The 18211-nt window shown below is 56.4% G+C and carries 14 protein-coding genes and 1 pseudogene; 7 read left to right on the forward strand and 8 right to left on the reverse strand.

What is annotated here, in order from left to right:
• Positions 1-3: 3 nt before the first annotated feature.
• Genes IPF36_RS01830 through IPF36_RS01840 form a run of 3 tightly spaced genes read left to right on the forward strand, consistent with a single transcriptional unit; the run spans position 4 to position 4675 of the window.
• Positions 4-669 carry an OST-HTH/LOTUS domain-containing protein gene (locus IPF36_RS01830; protein ID WP_195427181.1) on the forward strand — a complete coding sequence of 222 codons (666 nt, stop codon included), beginning with the start codon at positions 4-6 and terminating at the stop codon, positions 667-669.
• Positions 666-3962 (forward strand): type I restriction endonuclease subunit R, encoded by a 3297-nt coding sequence (locus IPF36_RS01835; protein ID WP_195427182.1) that lies wholly within the window; start codon positions 666-668, stop codon positions 3960-3962. The genes IPF36_RS01830 and IPF36_RS01835 overlap by 4 nt, the downstream gene beginning before the upstream one ends.
• A 2-nt stretch (positions 3963-3964) precedes the next feature.
• Positions 3965-4675, forward strand: coding sequence for a SprT family zinc-dependent metalloprotease (locus tag IPF36_RS01840; protein ID WP_195427183.1), 711 nt, complete (start codon positions 3965-3967; stop codon positions 4673-4675).
• A 308-nt stretch (positions 4676-4983) separates the two neighbouring features.
• Here the strand turns inward: IPF36_RS01840 and IPF36_RS01845 are convergent, their stop codons facing one another.
• The 4 genes and pseudogenes from IPF36_RS01845 to IPF36_RS01860 all read right to left on the reverse strand — a co-directional run bounded on the left by IPF36_RS01845 (position 4984) and on the right by IPF36_RS01860 (position 8015).
• Positions 4984-5379 (reverse strand): hypothetical protein, encoded by a 396-nt coding sequence (locus tag IPF36_RS01845; RefSeq protein WP_195427184.1) that lies wholly within the window; start codon positions 5377-5379, stop codon positions 4984-4986.
• An 854-nt stretch (positions 5380-6233) separates the two neighbouring features.
• Positions 6234-6587, reverse strand: a complete 354-nt coding sequence (locus IPF36_RS01850; RefSeq protein WP_195427185.1) for a hypothetical protein — start codon at positions 6585-6587, stop codon at positions 6234-6236.
• A 437-nt stretch (positions 6588-7024) separates the two neighbouring features.
• Positions 7025-7301: pseudogene (locus IPF36_RS01855) on the reverse strand (H-NS histone family protein).
• Between the two features lie 393 nt (positions 7302-7694).
• Positions 7695-8015 carry a hypothetical protein gene (locus IPF36_RS01860; protein WP_195427186.1) on the reverse strand — a complete coding sequence of 107 codons (321 nt, stop codon included), beginning with the start codon at positions 8013-8015 and terminating at the stop codon, positions 7695-7697.
• Between the two features lie 158 nt (positions 8016-8173).
• Here IPF36_RS01860 and IPF36_RS01865 point away from each other — a divergent pair, with 158 nt between their 5' ends.
• Both IPF36_RS01865 and IPF36_RS01870 read left to right on the forward strand, forming a co-directional pair.
• Positions 8174-8458: a hypothetical protein gene (locus tag IPF36_RS01865; RefSeq protein ID WP_195427187.1), complete on the forward strand. Its 285-nt coding sequence runs from the start codon at positions 8174-8176 to the stop codon at positions 8456-8458.
• Positions 8459-9505: 1047 nt separating this feature from the next.
• Positions 9506-10078: a hypothetical protein gene (locus IPF36_RS01870; RefSeq protein ID WP_195427188.1), complete on the forward strand. Its 573-nt coding sequence runs from the start codon at positions 9506-9508 to the stop codon at positions 10076-10078.
• Positions 10079-11151: 1073 nt separating this feature from the next.
• On the opposite strand, the gene IPF36_RS01875 is transcribed toward IPF36_RS01870, so the two are convergent.
• Positions 11152-11922 carry a hypothetical protein gene (locus IPF36_RS01875; RefSeq protein ID WP_195427189.1) on the reverse strand — a complete coding sequence of 257 codons (771 nt, stop codon included), beginning with the start codon at positions 11920-11922 and terminating at the stop codon, positions 11152-11154.
• 54 nt (positions 11923-11976) lie between these two features.
• Positions 11977-12222, reverse strand: coding sequence for a hypothetical protein (locus tag IPF36_RS01880; RefSeq protein ID WP_195427190.1), 246 nt, complete (start codon positions 12220-12222; stop codon positions 11977-11979).
• Between the two features lie 801 nt (positions 12223-13023).
• Between IPF36_RS01880 and IPF36_RS01885 the strand changes: the two genes are divergently transcribed.
• On the forward strand, positions 13024-13725 hold the full coding sequence (locus IPF36_RS01885; RefSeq protein ID WP_195427191.1) for a hypothetical protein: 702 nt from the start codon (positions 13024-13026) through the stop codon (positions 13723-13725).
• A gap of 393 nt (positions 13726-14118) precedes the next feature.
• On the opposite strand, the gene IPF36_RS01890 is transcribed toward IPF36_RS01885, so the two are convergent.
• Positions 14119-15348: a hypothetical protein gene (locus tag IPF36_RS01890; RefSeq protein ID WP_195427192.1), complete on the reverse strand. Its 1230-nt coding sequence runs from the start codon at positions 15346-15348 to the stop codon at positions 14119-14121.
• 817 nt (positions 15349-16165) lie between these two features.
• Positions 16166-16699 (reverse strand): DUF6471 domain-containing protein, encoded by a 534-nt coding sequence (locus IPF36_RS34480; protein ID WP_255519653.1) that lies wholly within the window; start codon positions 16697-16699, stop codon positions 16166-16168.
• A 220-nt stretch (positions 16700-16919) separates the two neighbouring features.
• Here IPF36_RS34480 and IPF36_RS35045 point away from each other — a divergent pair, with 220 nt between their 5' ends.
• On the forward strand, positions 16920-17468 hold the full coding sequence (locus IPF36_RS35045) for an HAD domain-containing protein (RefSeq protein ID WP_368671098.1): 549 nt from the start codon (positions 16920-16922) through the stop codon (positions 17466-17468).
• Positions 17469-18211: the final 743 nt, after the last annotated feature.

The following is an 18211-nucleotide window of genomic DNA, read 5'->3' on the forward strand; positions in this document are numbered from 1 at the left end:
GGTATGGCATCACTAACACCAACCAATCCCGATGCCCTGCTCGACCTGCAACGCACTGTGCAGCGCAAGCTCGGGCGGTGCTTGCTTCGACTTCAGCAGTACGAAATCCTCCTCAAGTCGCTGGTCGCCCATCGCGACATTGCCGGGCCACCCGCCCGGTTGCAGGCCATCCGCGACGCGCAGGTGGTCTATGTTCAGAAAATGACCCTGGGTACTCTGGTGGGCATGCTTACTGACAGCTATCTGACCCCCAACCAGGACGACGCTGCCGCCAGCGAAGACGAGTCGGGCGATGGCGGCCTTTGGGCGTGGGCGAGTATGGCCTCAGTCATGGCGACTCCGGCCTATGAAGACTTGTTCGCCAATGGTATCTGGCCAGATGGGTCAGTGAACTGGCCAACTAGTGGGGCCGTTTCCTGTTTGAGGGAAGCGGAGTCCCGGTTCGCCACGCATGGCTGGACAAAGCTCAATACCGCCACGGCATGGATACGCGAACAGCACTCTGACCAGCAGCCGCAACGGTATGGCTGTGGTAGCTGGCGGCAGGTCATCCACGAATCGCGTCAGTTCGAGATTCGTAAGCAGGGGAATAAGGATAACGGCTGCAATGAAGTCTGGTATCGCAGCCGGCCGGTGGAAACAGCGATACAACAAGAGCAACAATCATGAGCCAGTCCCCCGAAAAAGGCGGCGTAGAAATCCCGGCCATCGAATCTCTGGTCAAACTGGGCTACACGCATCTTCCCGGCAATAGGGTCGAGGTCGAATACCGCCACCTCGCCCCGGTGCTGGACAACATCCTGCGCCCCAGGCTGCTGACGCTGAACCCATGGCTGGACAGCGCTCCCGGTGGCGTGGATGCCGCGCTGATGGAACTGCGCAAACGGGTCAACGACGACCTGCTGCCGGCGAACAAGACATTTTGGGACCAGGTGGTGCATCGCTCCGACATCCAGGTGAAGGATGTCGACGGCAAGCTGCGCAGCGTCCGCTTTTATGATGCCGCGAACCCTGCCAGTAACGACTTCCATGTGGTAGACCAGTACGTCGGCAAGAACGCTGACGGCGACCTGTTCCGGCCCGACCTGCTGCTGTTCGTCAACGGCCTGCCACTGGCCATCATTGAATGCAAAGCCAGCCACCACCGGCTGGATGAAGCACTGGCGCAACTGGATGGCTACCAAGCCAGCTTCCCAGCCCAGTTCGTCTACAACCAGGTCTGCGTGGGGCTGAACCGGCGCAAAGGGCTGTACGGAGCCATCCTGACCAAGCCGGCTTTCTATGCCCGCTACCGGCTGCAGGAAGCCGAACTGACAACGGTGGCCGGCTTGTTGGGGAAAGACTCCAGTGAGCAAGACCTGCTCCTTTGGGCGCTGTTTGAACCAGGGCGGTTTCTGGAACTCGTCACCCACTTCATCCTGTTTGAGACCCGCGACGGCAAGACCGTGAAGAAGCTGCCGCGGTATCAGCAGTGGCGGGCGGTGCGCAAGACCATAGCCCGCCTAACTGCCTCCAAGCCCATCGGTGGCGTGGTCTGGCACACCCAAGGCAGCGGCAAGTCACTGACGATGGCGCTGCTGGCCAGAATGCTGCGGGCTGATAGTACGGGCTTGAACAACCCGACCGTCCTGGTACTGACTGACCGAAAAGACCTCGACAAGCAAATCTTCGACACCTTCCATGCGGTGGGCATCAAGGCCATCCAGGCCGTCTCGGTGGATGGCTTGGTGAAGATGCTGTCGAACGACTACGGTAGCGTGTTCACCAGCACGGTGCAGAAGTTTCAGGAAAACGACCAGCCGGCCGCGCAGACTGAAGACGCGACAGACGCTGGTCCCGACGATGAAGATGACCTGCTGCATGCCACTCGGCATCGACGGGTGCGCGAGGACAAGGACTTCTTCATGGTAGAAGAGCGCAACGAGCACTTCGGCTTGCATGACGAGGACGGCGTGCTGCTCGATGCGAAGTGGACAGAGGTCAGTCGCGAGAAGGTGAACTTCCGCGTGCTCAGCGCCAAGCCCAACTTCTATGTGCTGGTGGATGAAGCGCACCGCAGCCAGTACGACTTCCTGGCCGCGTTCATGCGCGCCAGCCTGCCCAACGCCAAGTTCATCGCCTTTACCGGCACCCCGCTGCTGAATGACGACAAGCATACGCTGGCCGAGTTTGGCGGCGATACCTACATCGACGAATACCGGCTGCACGAGGCGGTGGCCGATGGCGCGACCCTACCCATCAAGTACCAAGACGCATGGGTAGCACTATCGGCCAATGCCACGCTCGACCAAGCCTTCAAAGACCGGTTCGGGGGTGAGACCGAAGCCCGACAGCAGGCGCTGAAGAAGGAACTGCTGGCCCGCTGGCGACAGGCCGGTGACCGTATGGAACAGGTGGCGTCGCATCTGGTTGAGCACTTCATGGCCAACGTACAAGCCAAGGGCTTAAAGGCCATGCTGGTGTGCGATGGCCGCGAGATGGCGGTGCGCTACAAGGACTTGCTCGATGGCATCATGGCCGAACGCCGAGCCAAGGGTCTGCCTACATTTGAGAGCCGGGTGGTTATCTCGCTGGTCAGCGCCACTGCATCCCGTACTGGGGCCTCAGAACAACAGGAAGCCGCCGAGAAGGATATTGAGAAAGACCGCATCCAAACCATCGAGGAGCGTCTCCGTGCGGAACTGAAAGCCGGCAAGCCACCGGTCGCCCTGCCGACCGAGCAGATTGGCAACTTCGTCAGCAAGCTGTTCCCGCTACCGTATGGCGACGAGGCCAAGGGCCGGGATGGTCAGCCCCACGCTAACAACGTCGGCCTTATCATTGTCTCGGACATGTTGCTGACCGGCTGGGATGCCCCCATCGTCGGCACTATGTACCTCGACAAGCCGCTGAAAGAACACACGCTGCTGCAGGCCATCGCACGGGTGAATCGCACCATGGCCGGGAAGAATGCCGGCTATATCGTCGATTACCACGGCGTTGTGGAGCACCTTGACCAAGCCCTGAAAATCTATGGTGGCGAAGTACAGCCGGCGCAGGTCTGGGCGGGGGTAGAAAGCGAACTGCCCAAGCTACAAGCGACGCTCGACCGCATTCTCAAGCTGTTGCCCAAGAAGCACGACCCGGTAACCCAGCGCGAGGATTACAAGGACGATGCAGAACGCTTTCTCGACCCGGCCAGCCGGCTGGATGCCGTAGAAGACTTCCTGGAACTGGTCAAGCAGTTCAACCGCAGCATCGACATCATCCTGCCCGACGTACGCGGCGTACCCTTCAAGCCGTACTTCACCCTGTTTGCAGAAATCCGGCTGATGCTGCGCGACAAGCTGCCGGGCAACGTCTACCGTGAGCGCATTACCCAGCTGGAATCGACGCTGTTGCAGCAGCTCCTGGATGAATACATCGCCGCCAGCCCGGCCAAGAGCCTGCTGGGACGCGAGGTGTCGATTCTGGATGCCAGTGATATGGCCCGACTGAAAAAGCTGGCCGGGCCTGGCAGTCAGGCCCTGGTGATGAAAAACCAGCTGAAGCACACCATCGTTACCGGCCGGGACAAAGACCCGGCGTTCTTCGACAAGCTGGCCGACGAGCTGGAAAAGCTGCTCGAGGAGGAGAAGGCTGGCCGCATCAGCCAAGCCCAGTTTCTGGAACAGCTGGAGTTGTTTGGTCAGCGCATCAAGGACAAAGACAACACCGGCTTCAAGCACCCCGCCCATTCAGCCGTGTACCACTACTTGGCTGCCTTGCTGACCGAAGACACTGCCAAGGTGGCCACGACCAAGCTGTTTGAGGACGCCGACCTTGGCCGCACTATGGCAGCGGCCACCTGGAAGCAGATGCATGACCTGCACCCAGAAATTCGCGACTTGTTGCGCAAGCTGCTGATGCCCTTGGCTGGATGGGAACGCTCAGTGGCACGTGACCATGCCACACGTATCTTGGACATCCTGCTGAAGAACTGACCATGCCAATCCTCCAGTACGGCCAAACCGCCATCGATTGGCGCTTTCAGCCCGATACCAAGCTCAAACGGCACTATGTGACGGTCGAGCGAGGACGGCCGGTGCTGCTGCGCGGGCCGCTGGTGAGCGAGACCGAACAGGAAGCCTTGGTGCGCCGTCGAGCCCGCTGGATACGCGACAAGCTGGAGCTGGTAAATCAGCCGCAGCGCAATGACAACATCGTTACCGGCAGCCGTCTACGCTATTGCGGTCGGACGTATTTTACCGAAGTGCGCCACACAGAGGGCATCACCCGACCTCGGCTGACCTTTACCGCGTCTCGCTTTATCGTCGAGCACCCCGATGGCCTGAGCATCCTGCCCGAAGCGCTTGCCCCCTTGCTGGAGCGCTTCTACCGAGAGCGTGCCAACGAGAAGCTGCTCCAGCGGGTTCGTCACTGGGAACGCCAAACCGGACTGCACTCCCGTGATGCTCGCATCCGCCACTTCCAAAGCCGTTGGGCAAGTTGCGATACCGACAACGTGCTGGAATTCCACCCAAGGGTGATGGAGCTAGCGAGCACCGTACAGGACTACATCATCGTCCATGAGCTATGCCACACCGTTGAAAAGAACCATACCAAGGCATTCTGGGCGCTAGTGACCCGCCACATGCCGGATTGGCGTCGGCAGCATGCGATGCTGGAACAGGCGACGTTTGGTGATGCCATATAGGAGTCGACTCCTTGCACTTACGTCTCACCCGGCCTGAAGGTGTAAGAAGATACCGCCTTGGGGACAACCAGACCGAGGCGCTCCTGGAGCCATCGTCAGTGGCCTCCGCATTTGTTTTGACGGGTACGTGTGCAAGCATTAAGGCTTTTCACTACACCTAGGCCCATAGCGCAACGCTGGGGCATAGGCACAGCACAAAGGCGAGCCAACTGTCGTTGTGCTTTGGCGCACGCTCGGTGGACAGGATGGCCGGCCCTTTGGCTCGTAAGTCGATGCAACTTGATTCATGGCGAACCGCTCGGCTCCGCCTAAGGCCCTGCGAACGCTTCCGCAGCGCTCATCACTTCCTCGACCATGCCATGCTGCAGCGCCTCCAGTGGCGTCAAGCCGTTCAAAGACGCTTTGCGCGTTGTGAAGAACTGGAATTTGCTCCAGCCAGGCAAATCACCAAGAAGCTCCGTGGCTTCTTCAAGCTTGCGACGGTCCAACTCCGTTGACAAATAAAACGCCGGTATGTACCTCTCGTTATTCACGTCCACAGTGAACATGCATCGTTTAGACAGCAACTGGTTCAGGAATTGTCGAGTTACCCCAAGGCGCGCCCTCGCAGTCGCGAGCGGCACCAACTGTCCTTCTTTGACAAGCCGCCGGCGCGTATGCAGCTCCTTCCGTGCGAACGCGTCGAGAAAAGCTGGCTCAGACATTTTCGAATGGTCCAATAGCACTTTGCGAATCCTCACCACTGGGGGTGACATCAAAAGGGCGGTGGCTGGAAGAGTTCAGCCGGATGCTAGTCGACGGGAGGCACTCTCCTACGATGCGCCCCTGAGCGTGCACCTCCAGGTCCCACGTCACGTCTCTTGTTGTCAATAGACGCTCATCAAAAACCGCGCATAGCGAGATGAAGTTGGCGGCAGCAACTGCGGCACCTGGTTCACCGACCAGGAGGAACTGTTGTCCGTCACGCGTGAAGACCGTGCGGGCCGTGAAATCCAGTCGAACGATTGGAGGGGTTGCCCAGTACCTGCCAGTGGAAGAGAACCTCCCGACAATATGCCGGTCGCCGCGGTAGGTCTCCAACACTCTCCATTCTTCAACATAGGTACGCTTAGACTCAGCTGCTTGCAATACAGCAGTCGTCGGCATAACGGAGTTCATCGTTCATGCCTCCATGAACCATCGCCATGGGTGTTAGAAGAGAGGGGCACAACATTGGTGGCGGTGCGTCGCTAACTCTCCAGATACTCGCCCGTGATGTCTTTCGTGCCCGAGACCTTGTTTTCCCATGTCGCTACTAGCCAGTAGAGCTGCCACAACCCACTCTCCCGCGCTGGGGGACCAGATAGGACGAAGCGCAGACCCTGCCTGGTCACGCCCGTCCGCGTATTTGCACTGAACGACGTAATGGGAGGGCTGACGCGGTAAGGACCGGTACGAGCGCATCTGCCAACGAAGTGCCTGGAGCCTGCGTACGTTTGCAGGACCCGCCAATCTCTTAGAATTGCGTCGCCGTCTGTATCCCCCGGCTCCGAAAGCCATACAGGCATGGTGGCCTCCCTCATTCTCTACGCCGACCATGACTGCTGGATGCATTCTCACTTTTCTCCCAGTACTCGTTACTGACATCCTTGGTCTCGTTGACGCCATTACATATCGACCAGAAGCTCCACACATGCAAGGCATCCTGGTTGAAACCGGGCTCGCCGGACAGAACGTATCGCCTTCCGCTGCGTGTAATGCCGACTCTTGACTTGGCGTCAAAGGAAACGACTGCTGAACTCACGCGCCCTGAATGATTCTCCACGCAATAGCCGACGAAATGATGTTCGCCGCGCTCCGTCTCATAGACTCTCCAGCGTTGCAGCGTGATGTCAGGTTGCTCATCGACACCCATGACGGACCAGATTGGCATGCGTACTCCTGTTTCCGCGACCAAGCGGCATTCGGCTTGCTTCGCGGCGAAACATGTCGCTTCAGTTGGTAGCAGGACGCAGGCGGCAATTGTTCACCACCCCTAGTACATGTGCACAAGGGATGTGTTAGACCTGCCGTTCTTGCGTCCACGCACAGCCTTGCTGCTAGCTGTGCGGGCGACGCGACGCGCTACCGATTTGCCGCGGCGGATAGCGCTTGTGCAAACAAGATTGGGAGAAGTTGTTGCCAGGATGAAGTTCTGTTTGTGGCGGCAACGTTGAGGCGCCGACGTGGGCGCGTGACTGGAGTGTAGAACGTTTGCAGATAGATGCAAGGCGTTGGCGCTTGGCTACAAAGCACTCGTTGCTTCACTTCATCACCGGACTGAACTCTGTTCTCGCCGTGGGACTCTTGCATAAACGAAGTCGACGTATCTCAGCGTGGCTCGCTCGGCAACCGATTCGGATTCTTTCCTAGCCAACCCGGCGCCCGACCACGGCCTGACCAACTCTTGCCACTTTTTGGGTCGTTATACTCCGGAGGCAGTGGCTCCTTGGCTGCCTTCTGCGCTCCGCCGCCCACGGGTCACCGCCGCGGCGCTTGCCGACGATGTCATCCACTGACAGACCATACTCTTCCATCAGAGCGCGGATTTGCTCTATGACGCCAGCAACCGGGGGGGGGAGCGTGCTTCCGCGAACCGCGCTTCCAGTGCTTCCTCGGCGCAAGCCTTGTTGAGGCGTCCTCCACAGCTGAGGAGCGTCTCGGCAGTGCGATTCGGCTCGCAGTCAAGTCGCCATCGGCAATCAAAGAGGCGTGAGGCAGAATCAGTTATAACCGAGCACGGCAGTACGTTTCAAATCCTCGTCATCAGTACCGCAGTCTTGCTAAACTCTCGACATCGATGTCGAGCGTTTGCACGCGCCACTATTCCCGTATCCCAGCTCTCTGTAGTCTTTACCTGGCTCACAACCTGCCGAGCTCTCGCCTACCTTCTCCTTGGACACCGTGGCACGGATTGCTGCTGCATTCTTGTGGACGCCGTCTGCAACCCGACCGAACAATGCGCGGAACCCCGCTTCATCCAAGTATTCAACTGGACTTCTCATCGCGCCAAGTTGAAAGGTTCCATCGGCGAGGATTCTGTCACCCTTAAAAACCAGCGCCACGCCGTTTCGACCGCCGTATGCGCGCCACATTGACAGCCTGCCATGTTGGTCTTCATCTTCGTCTGTTCCGACAGGCACGTTATGAGCGTGTCATCGGGAAAAATCGGCTTGAAAGCCTTGAAGTGTTCGATTGTGAAGTCTGCGAACCCAGGTTCAAAGGCATCCAAGGCTGCACGCAGTTTAGCACCCTCTGCGCTGTCGCCGAGGCAGGACATCAGAAGACGCAAGCCGTGCCGGACCTCATCGAGGTCGTTCATGGTGGCGGTTCCACGCATCCAGACTTCTCTGTTGCCGATAATTTTTTGTGGCCGTGTCGGCGTCTGTGTAGTACGCAAATCGGCCCTTCGCGGCTCGATTAGCTTTAATTCGCGGATGTTCTACCGGGAAGAAAATCTCGCTTAGCGCGTCATCACTGATGGGCGACACCCTACAGGGCATCCGGAACGCCATCGCGCAGAAGCTGGCCGATTTCGACGCCAACGCCAAGATGGCTCTGCGTGCCATCGGGCAGGCCAAGGCCGATAAGGATTGCGAACTGCTGCGCCTACAAAGCCAGGACGAACTGCGCTCGCTGAAGGCCGGCCTAAGCTCGACCTCGACCGCCCTGGGCGCGCTGAACAAGAAGGCCGAGAAGCTGCGGGTCGAAGCCGACGCGGCCGCATCCAGGCCGCCATCGGTCATAAGCCCATCGACCACATGAACGCCGTCGAAGAACCCGCCGCATCGGTTCCGGCACGGCCGCTCCGGCTGCCGAATCCGCCGCGGACCGCCTGCGTCGCTGCCTTACCGGCAAGGAAGCCGGGCGCGAGATTCCGGGGGCTGCAGCAACCTTCAGGTCGAAGAGTCTTACGCTTTCCGCACCAAGGACTTCACAACTCCGGTCGATAAAAAAATTCCTGGCGAGAGACCAAGGTTCGGAAGTTTTTGAGATACCAAGCTCGCTGGCCCTGCCGGCATGGCAACAAGCGCCCTTCATCGAAGTGGCGTGCGAAGATGGCTCGACCCATTTAATTGCAGGCATGGGTGAGCTTATAGGGAGAGAGCAAATGCTTTGCGGTGTCTCGGCTTCTGGCCATAGCACGCTCCTGCGCCAAGGCTTCGAGCAAGACGAGAGGCTTTGAAGATGTTGTCAATGTCGATGGCGTTTTGACTTCCATTTGCCAGGACCCCGCGACGTGAATTGCATGTTGACCGAGAATATTGGAATTTCTGTTCCGTATAGAAGGGTCCTCTGCAATCGGGCGTTCATCCGGAGGCTAGGGCGGTCCCGTTGCTGCCACTTGCATAATGCGTCAGACATAAAGACAGTTGAACTCTTGACTAGAGCGTACTAATGTATTAGTGGATGCCCCGCTGGGAGCGAAAAATGTCAAAAATGAATACCTGGAGCGGAGTATCTTTTCTCAAAGGTCTTCCGTTCCTTGTCTTGACTGTTGCCCTCGCAAGCGGTCAAGCACTTGCCGCTCCCCCTAGGGCGGTGGATTCTGGGGGTGGAGGAAGCTCTGACCCCTCGTATGCGAACAAGAGCGATGAAATCTGTGCCGCTCGGTATTCGAACTGCATGAAGACGATTTCGGGAACCCCACACGAGAATCGAAGACCGGGTCAGACCGGGGAATGCTCCACCCAGTATGCCGAGTGTAATCGGCGTGCCGCACAGGGATTGCCTCCAACACGCCCATACGAATCGGGAAGTGGACGACAGCCGCGCGTCACTCCTTAAGCGGGAGCGATGATGAGACTCTTCATGTGCGGGATTTTGTCCTTGTGCCTTGCTTTTGCCCCCATGGGTAGCGAGGCCCAGAAAAAGAAGAAGCCGGATAAACCCTTGACGATGACGGAAGAGCAGATTCAGGATGCAAAGGATTTCCTTTTGCGAAGGGGTATATGCACCCACGAGCAACGTGGCAGTCCCAGGCCTAGCTGGGTTAGCGGGGATTCATCAAAATTTGAAAATTTGACCTCGGATGGGACTATTTATTTCGCCCATCAGCAATACGATTTTTCTGACAGGCACTCAAATAAATACAAAAATACATATTCCGTCTCTCTTTCCAAAGTTTTTCTCGATTTTAGGCATCGGAGCGACGGCAGTGTCGATATTTTACTTGTCTGCTCAAGAGGGAATTGCGTGAACGTTTCACCTACGGACAAGGAGCAGTGCATGGATAACTGGGGATGCAAGAACGCGCGCGATGGCGGCGGTGATAGTGACGATATTCGCCTTCAAGGCTGTACTGATGCCAAAGTTGCTGAGGCGCTCATTGATTTGGTAAAGCATTTTGGCGGTGGCAAGAAGACGAAATATGACCAACCGTAAGGCACCCTGTATCTCAGTGCCGAGATTCGACATTGAACGCTGTGTGTAAAAAAAACCCTCCCAGCGAGTTGCTTTGGAGGGATGTCGCAACAGCGACTGCATTTGGGTACAACTGCCCGACGTGTGGCCTCTTCGAAATTGAAGCTGCCGCGCTGACCGGTCAGCTTGCCCCAGCGTCGGCCAGGCAGGACTTTGCTCGACTACGAGCGTATGGTCATCCGCCGCTCATTCTGCGGACCAGAACCCAAAGATTCTAAATAGATGACGAAAGTCATCCCTGAGATGGGCTCGGGGTATTTGCCTCGAAATCGCCTGACTCCAGAATCCGGTGGCGATGGAAGAGAAACTGCCCGCCGCCAGCAGTAGGGTGAGCGCCGTATCTACTCGTGGGCATAATGGCTGTCCCTGTCACGCTACAAGCAGTCTGCCTGTTCCATGACCACAATTACTTCGATTCGAAAGCACGCGAACTACGGCATCTTTCGAAATTTCGACGATGTGAAAGCGCAGCCGTTTGACAAGCCCAATCTCATCTACAGGTGGAACGGAAGCGGCAAGTCCATCCTCTCGACGGAGTTCGAAACACTGCAGAACCGAAAATCGACGTCTTGACCTCCACAAAAGTATGTTGTCCACGCTGGCGTGTAGCGCGAGCTCAGGCAGGAACTGGGTCCCACCGGTCAGCCTCGTCGGTTCGGGGTAGCTCCAGCCGCTGAGAGCCGTCCAAGATGAACTGCGAGCCATTGGGGCTGGTGAGCAGCGCCGCGTTGAGCCGAACCCACTCGACCGTGTAGACCTCGCCTGTTCGCACGTGGCGCACCTTTTGGCCTTCTTGGAACATCTCTTCGAGCTCTTGTGTGTTGGGCGTCTTCGCGTGCGAAGTATTTGCGGATGCGACGGATGAAAAAGAACATAAGACCTCCTATCTATGACCTGTACTCCGTATAGGAAGCGAGTCCGAAGTTCAGGCTCGTAGGGACCGAAATGTCCACAGGGGTCTTATTATCGGCTGTCGGCGGCATAGCAGCAATGTTCTCAGAGCTTGGGAATCAGTCATGCAATCCCCTCTCCACTTATAATCCTTGACCAGTTCCCTCGGTCTCCCGGTCATATTCAATTCTTAACGTTTTCATTATAAGGCTTGGATTTTTTATGTGCTCACGTACCGCATCTGGCATATTAGGACATACGCCGTCTATTTTTGCCGATAATTTGATTACACCACCATTACCCTTTAGGTAGAGATAGCGCTCCCATTTGGTATTTCCAATCCACTCTGGAACACCAGTGGGTTCTTTTAGCAAATTATCACAATATTCTTTAGCGCGTTTGGTCGTTTGCTGCTCGGTAAGTTTGAATACTTGACCGCGGCCGTATTTCGCTTGAAGATTTTTGATTGTAGAATCAACAAAAGCGTCTGTAAAATCGCTTTGCCCAGCTAAGGACAGCGTAATAGATTTTAAGGCGCCAGTCTTTTCCAAGAAATAAAAGTAAACGTTAAAGAGCGAGCCGGCCACTTCGGCACCACCCAGTTGAAGCGTTCTACAATCCAAGTCTGGCGACCGTCCTTGATTCCTCCAAAAGCTCTTGTCGCATCCCATCGTCTCTATCGTAGAATTTGGGTATAACGATTGCACTTGATGGATAGTCATACCAAATTTAGCTTTATCCCAACCATCAATAGGACTGCGCTTCTGTTTATCTGGCTTGCCCTTATCCGCCGCGTACGCACTAGACAAGGCAATGAGAGCGCCTATTAATAATGCTCTTGTTGCGATTTTTTTTGCGTTTCGCACAATGCAGAATGGCGTAGATTGTTTGCGAAAATAATCTAGATTTCGCATTCCATCACCCCTTTTGAAGATTTTAAAGGTCGATTTGCACTTAGGTGTTACAATCTACTCTTCACCGCATTTTTCCTTTGCCTCCAGTAATGCAAGCTCCCTGGCAGCATTATCGTTTGCGCTTTGCACCTCCACAGTTCCTTTTTTCTTTCCATCTGCACATTTGTAATCATAGGTGTACTTGAAGTTCCCCGCTGTCCCAGCTTGTTGCCGCTTCTTGAAAGTGACTTCAGCTCCCAGCAAGCTCGTCGAAACTGAAAATAGAAGTGTCATGGTCAACAGGGATGTCTGTAGCTTCATTTCGCGCTCCTTACCGATATTTGTCGTTGTTGCAGTAGGCTCTTGTGACGTTGACGCTTTCAATTTTCTGGGTTATCGAAGTGGTTACCTCTTGGCTGAACGTGCCAGGGCGGATGTCTACTGAAAGTGAGTAAGGTACTAGTCGGTCATGCTGGACCATATTTTTGGCCAATCGATATTGAATCTCAATAATGGCCAATGCGCCTCGTCTATCAGAGTAATCCCTTCCTGGCGCCATTGTGGTTCTGACGCGCAGGATATTCGAGTACTCCGAAATGCTTAACACTTTGGTTTCGGTCTGCTTCGCAACAGAGACTTCAACCTGAAGGGAGTCACACTCCTTCGCGTTCGCGATGAGCATAAATGTAAAGAATGTGAACGCAATTCCAAGCCTTATCGGTAAAAGGCGCAAACTTCGGACATGCTGATTGCGCCCAAAGCCGAAGTAGAGAGGCGCAGAACAGGGTGGGAGGAAATGAAAAAGCCCCATGCGAGTCCCCAGAAGAATGACTGATGGTTTCCGCATGAATCATGCCACGGCAGGAGATTACTAGGCTCCCCTGCTAATTGGCCCCGCATTTTGTGCGCGAGGATTCGATTCTGTATCAATCGAGAAACGGGAAGCACCTAGCAGGCACGGAAACCTCTACCTGGGGGAGAGCAAATGCCCACGGAGCGGTGGGCTTTGGTGGGGCTTCGCCGCGGCGGGTGGCGGAACGTTGCAATGGGCGTTTCCAGCGGGCCAGTCCCCATGGACCCCCGTGCTAAGATTTGCGGCACCCAGGCTTCGCAAGACAAAGCATGTACAAGGGAACACGCCATACCGGCCAAATGTGGGACTACAAATCCAGCTCAGTCCACACCTCCTCGTTCTCCTCGGAAGCTGAATGCCAGGCCATCCTGGACCGGTGCAAGCAGACCTTCGTTTTCGAGCTGGGCGTGCTGCAAGCGGCGGACTTTCAAGGCATGGTCGCTAAGCTGGGTAGCGACAAGTCCAAAGTCATGGCAGTACGCTTACGCCGCGGCAAAGAGAATCTCCGAAACCTCGGCGTCCCCGACAACCTTATCTTTGCTGCACCCAAGCATCTCCTGATTGCTCCGAAGCTTGGCGGCCTTCTATCGCGTCTGCGTCGCGTCAATGCCAGCAGAGTTCCTGTGGAGCTTCGCGGTCTGCACCAGCACCTGAATCGCATGCCGGAACCAATGTCGCTCCCCCGCGAGCAGGAGGACCCCAAATCTGCACCGCAAGAGAAAGTCTTGTTCCGCGTGTCGAAAGATGGAACCCGCACTGCATTCACAGCGAAGGCGACTCCAGCGGAACGGAGGCGCAACCATATCTATGGCGGCAATGCTGCCCCCGTCCCGTCCTCTGCCTTTGAAGCACCCGCGGCGCCATCGACCACGCTGCGGGAGTTCAAGCCGGCGCGTCGAGCGACCAAGGCAGACTCGGCCCTGGCGCTGGCGTTGAAGGAAGCCTTGGCCCGAAAGACCTCCAGTAAGTGACGGGGCAAAGGAAGAGCGCCACTGAGAGTGGCGGCGCTCAGGAGTGACTGCGTTCGCTTAACTATGCGAACCAATCGCTAAGCTGACGTCGCGCGCCATGTCCTTGAACGACATCGTGCCGATGGCCCTCTGGGAGACGTATTCGGTGACTCGCTTGCGAGCGAGGCGTTGCTCCGCCCTGTCAGCTTCACTGTCGAAATCCGAACTTTGGAGATGAACTGCTGGCCCTACGAAGAGGCGGCTGTGAGAACCTTATGTCTTACGCGGTGCTGATGGCGCCCATGACACAGCCTGAATCCACAGGCTAGGCTACGTCCGCCCGCAACTATGTGGGGGTATCGCACAGTATGTCAGACCGCGGTACCGTCTTGTGGGAAGCAAGCGTGTACCGGGCTAGTCCCACAGCGACAATTGCTCGTTCCAGATGGGCGTCGCTCGCGACCGCTTTCTTGCGCGTTGGGAAGGCTTTGATGGCCTCGGACAATGCGGGCACTTCGTGCCGTGCCGCAGACTGGCCCACGAGGTCGACCACTCATGGCCTTTGCCGCAGAGAATCTGCAGCAGTTCGTCTTGCCCTTCAAACGTCGTTGACAGCAAGCGGCTCCCAAGCTTTTGAAGGTGGTCGTGAACCTTCTGCAGCGTCTGCGCGTTATGCGCAGCGGCTCGGCCCTTCTTCCGGCAGTCTGGACACCACCACCCCTTCCTAATGCGATAGGGGGTGCTCTCCCACGTGTGCCCGTGTTGGCACTGCCACTGCAGGTCGGTTTTCTGTCCGAGATGCTGCGGGCTCAGGCATTTTCCTTCCTGCTGTGCCGCCATCTCGTGGCAGGCGTTAAGCCGTGGGTCAACGATGAGGCCCACGTTATCGAGCTTCAGGAAGGGAAGTGTCTCCCAGTGTGCGTGCTCGATACCGGCCTGCACCAGGCTTTCCCGAATAAACGACTCAAGCTCCGCGTGGGCTACCGTGTATGGGATTTCAATTAAGGTGAGGCCGTGGCGGCGACAAGCGTCCCGCTTCCATGCGTCGCGAGCCTGTACCTCCGCAAGGCGTGCGGCATCCAGCTTGAACTGCTTCACGGGCACGTAGTGCTGCGCGCCGTGGTACTCGAACGCAATCTTGTACTGCTCGCAATAGCCGTCCAGCTCCAGGGAATGACCTTGTTCGCCAAGTAGCCACTTCGGTCGTACCGTAGGGAACGGCGCTGAAAACAGGTGCGCAAAGATATGCCGGCAGAGCCGTTCGCTCAGACCGCGGCTGCAGGTGGGACACCACCTTCCGGCTATCACATTGGCGGCCGCGGTAGGCCACACATGTTTGAGGCCGCATTCCCACTCAAGGATGCTGTTGACATTCCGGTAGACGGTGGAAAGGCAGCGGCCCCCTCTTGCCCGGGCGAGTTCGTCCATCTCTTCAATTGAGCGATTCGTGTTGGCCCGGCTTTTCTCTTCGTTGGCGCATCGCTCGCACCAGTGTCCATTACGGACCGAGTTTGGAATTGCCTCCCACTCATGGCCAGCCGCGCATCGCCATAGCAACGGTTTTTTCGACCCTTCGTACGTGGTGGACAGACATTCGCCGCCGCGCTCGCGAGCGCTTCGGCGGCACTCCTCGATGCCAAGCATTCTCACCTGGCGATTGGCCTCTATGGCGCAGTCCGGGCACCACGAGCCATGTTTAATCGAGCTCGCGCTGGCCTCCCATTCATGCCTGAGTCCACACCGCCAACGCAACTTGGACTTGTAGTTGACATACTCTTGCGAAAGACACTCCCCGCCGCGGTTCTTCGCAATCTCCCATAACCCTTCAAGGGTCAGCTTCGGCCTACCACCCTTTCGCGCCATGGCATCTCTCCCGAATGTGTGAGTGACTGATAACGACCCGCTTGCGGGAAATGATGCGTAACATGGAATGCCGAGTCCATGGAAGTGTGTGAGATATGTCACACTTCTTCGCTAAGGCACGGACGCCACGCGTTGCCATATTGAAGGCTCTGGTAACCGTCACGCGTGCACTCCACGCGCCGCACAAGGGCACTGCAACTGCCCGTTGGCCGTTTAAGGAGGATGCCGTCAAGTTAGGACGACGTCAGCTTTTTCCGACTGAAGGAAAAATACCGTACCGGGCTCACTCCGTCGCGCCCGATTCAAGCCGCATTCCAACTCGGCGCGACGCTTTGCAGCGATGTGTAACAAATGCTTGCGTTTTAGCGCCGGCGTCATAGAGTACCGGTAGGGAAAAATCCCTACCAAGAAGACGGCGAGGGCCGAAGCAAAACTACAGACGATTGGTCTCCCTCACCTGCTCGACCGTCCTGCACAAGGCCGCTTTCAAGGTGTGACAGTTATGAAGGCGCACCGAGATTGCGTCCCTGTACCGAGTTCGATGCACTTCAGCAGGTCACCTACGTAGCCTCGATGTGGCATGGTGGCAAGCTTTCCCTCACGCGACACCGTCTGTGCCGGGAGAAGGTTTGCTCGTCTCCTCGCCTGCGGTCTGCACGATATCGCGCGCATCGACGAAGCGTTCGAAGCCTTTGATAGGCACCGCCAGCGCCAGCTGCAACAGCAGAACGAAAGGATAGTCTCCTGCGACTATCTGCTCTTCCAAAGCTTCGGGAGCGATATTGATGCCAAATTTGACAAGCCGTTTCGACACCTGCCTGAAGGTGAGATTGTGGCCCGACAACTCAAGGAGATAGATATGTCTCGCCATCTCCTCCCAAGTACTGTCGGTCTCGAGCACCTGCGTCCACTGGGCAGGATACTCGGAATTCAGTGCATTCAACAGTTGCAGGAAGAAGGTACACCGGTACGACCCACGCAGTACCTTTCCTTCAACTGCGCGCACAGAATCCCGCAAGCCCAGGGCGCGAAGCCTCTCTGCAAGGTCATCGTATGCAACGCCCTTTCGAGATAACAGTCCCCGCGCGGTCCGAGAGGCAAGGCGCGACCACGGCGTGTCAGTATGGCTCAAGGCTATTCCGGCTACCGATACAGGTTTGAGATATTGGCCGCCCAATTGTGAGGCGCGGGCATTTTTTTTCAGGACGCCATCAGAAGCAGAATGACAACGCACCGACGAGCGGCGTCAATTGAAACACAACCGTCGCTGGACGCATTTTAGGCTGAGTTTCGGCAAGAGTTCGCTCCACCGAATTTCTCCGCCGGTGCGGCCGATGTTAGGGGCATGCGCCATGCCTTGTACTCTATACCTCGGGTTCGAAGGCGTCCTTCATCCGAATCAAGTCTTCTTCAGCACTGGCGGCTTGCCGAAACTGAAAGCACCTGGCCATAAGCTGTTTGAGAACAATCACTTTCTCGAGCAAATCTTGGAAGCAGTGCCGGACACCCCGATAGTGATTCATAGCTGGTGGGTCTACTACGTCGGTTATCGAGCGGCTCGCGAGCGGCTTCCAGCCGTCGCCCAACGGCAGGTCATAGGCGCGACGTGGCCGCGAAACAGGGTGACTAGGTTCAAGTCAAAAGAACCCACGCCGAGGAGTGACTGGCTTATACAGGACCTGGCAAGACGTCGGCCTCAGTCCGTGGCGATTGTTGACTACGACTATCGGCTTGTTCCTACGCAGCTCAAGGACGTTGCTTTCATCCTTCACGGTACGCAGGGCCTATGCTCGCAAGAACAGTGCGATGCACTCATCACCCTACTTCGCGAGGCGCCAGCATGTTCGCCGCTGGTTCCGTTGGGGCGCAAAGGCACGCCCGCATCGGCGTCAAACACGTGAGCCAGGTCAATCTTGTGAGCCGCGAGCGAGCATGTGCTAACGAGCTTAGATTCCGCATGGCCAGAAACCGCTTATTTACGTGCCCACTAAAAACGCGTTGTGGGCGAGATATGGGGTGTTCTTCTACATCAAACATTCATCGCGATGTGCACCATACTACGCGTTGAAATATTTCGAAATAGTTTCATAATGCATCTAAGTACGTTTGCCGGAAGAGATGAGGCTCCTGAGGACAGCGGCCCAACCATTGTTGATGACCTATCCTAACGTCTACTGGTGTTAGGGAAAAATTTCTTAAAAAGTCGATAACTGATTCCGAACGCTGTTGTCACCAATCTTACAGTGACGGGAGCGACTGCCCGGCTCAAAAACGTTCACATTCATTATTTCTTGCACTAAAAAATTTCAATGGTGGTGGTAGGAAACGACGGACAGGCGCAGCTCCATTTAGTGCGGATGATTGTGCATTTTACCTTTCAAATCAACGACTTACAAGCAGCGACGGCATGAAATACGTTTACTCATAATTCAACGTGGATGCAATTGAATGTCATCGCTATTTATAGCGCGCAAGCCTCTCATTTTTTAAATTACGCAGTGCCATTAGATTAGAGAGAGTTTTTTTAAAATGGCGAATAGCCTATGTCGCTCTTCTTATCATCTTTTATGCCGCTTCTCTTAGCAAGGCTGCAGTATTGAGGGAAGACGGTGACCGTCGAGGTGACTTCGGCTCACCGAAACTC

Origin of the sequence: Cupriavidus sp. IK-TO18 (genome assembly GCF_015549295.1) — a bacterium.
GTDB lineage: Bacteria > Pseudomonadota > Gammaproteobacteria > Burkholderiales > Burkholderiaceae > Cupriavidus > Cupriavidus oxalaticus_A.

Bases quoted from the DNA above. Each gene is read 5' to 3' on its own strand.
- IPF36_RS01830 (WP_195427181.1), top strand. From the start codon at position 4: ATGGCATCACTAACACCAACCAATCCCGATGCCCTGCTCGACCTGCAA.
- IPF36_RS01835 (WP_195427182.1), top strand. From the start codon at position 666: ATGAGCCAGTCCCCCGAAAAAGGCGGCGTAGAAATCCCGGCCATCGAA.
- IPF36_RS01840 (WP_195427183.1), top strand. From the start codon at position 3,965: ATGCCAATCCTCCAGTACGGCCAAACCGCCATCGATTGGCGCTTTCAG.
- IPF36_RS01845 (WP_195427184.1), bottom strand. From the start codon at position 5,379: ATGTCTGAGCCAGCTTTTCTCGACGCGTTCGCACGGAAGGAGCTGCAT.
- IPF36_RS01850 (WP_195427185.1), bottom strand. From the start codon at position 6,587: ATGCCAATCTGGTCCGTCATGGGTGTCGATGAGCAACCTGACATCACG.
- IPF36_RS01860 (WP_195427186.1), bottom strand. From the start codon at position 8,015: ATGAACGACCTCGATGAGGTCCGGCACGGCTTGCGTCTTCTGATGTCC.
- IPF36_RS01865 (WP_195427187.1), top strand. From the start codon at position 8,174: ATGGGCGACACCCTACAGGGCATCCGGAACGCCATCGCGCAGAAGCTG.
- IPF36_RS01870 (WP_195427188.1), top strand. From the start codon at position 9,506: ATGTGCGGGATTTTGTCCTTGTGCCTTGCTTTTGCCCCCATGGGTAGC.
- IPF36_RS01875 (WP_195427189.1), bottom strand. From the start codon at position 11,922: ATGCGAAATCTAGATTATTTTCGCAAACAATCTACGCCATTCTGCATT.
- IPF36_RS01880 (WP_195427190.1), bottom strand. From the start codon at position 12,222: ATGAAGCTACAGACATCCCTGTTGACCATGACACTTCTATTTTCAGTT.
- IPF36_RS01885 (WP_195427191.1), top strand. From the start codon at position 13,024: ATGTACAAGGGAACACGCCATACCGGCCAAATGTGGGACTACAAATCC.
- IPF36_RS01890 (WP_195427192.1), bottom strand. From the start codon at position 15,348: ATGCTTGGCATCGAGGAGTGCCGCCGAAGCGCTCGCGAGCGCGGCGGC.
- IPF36_RS35045 (WP_368671098.1), top strand. From the start codon at position 16,920: ATGCCTTGTACTCTATACCTCGGGTTCGAAGGCGTCCTTCATCCGAAT.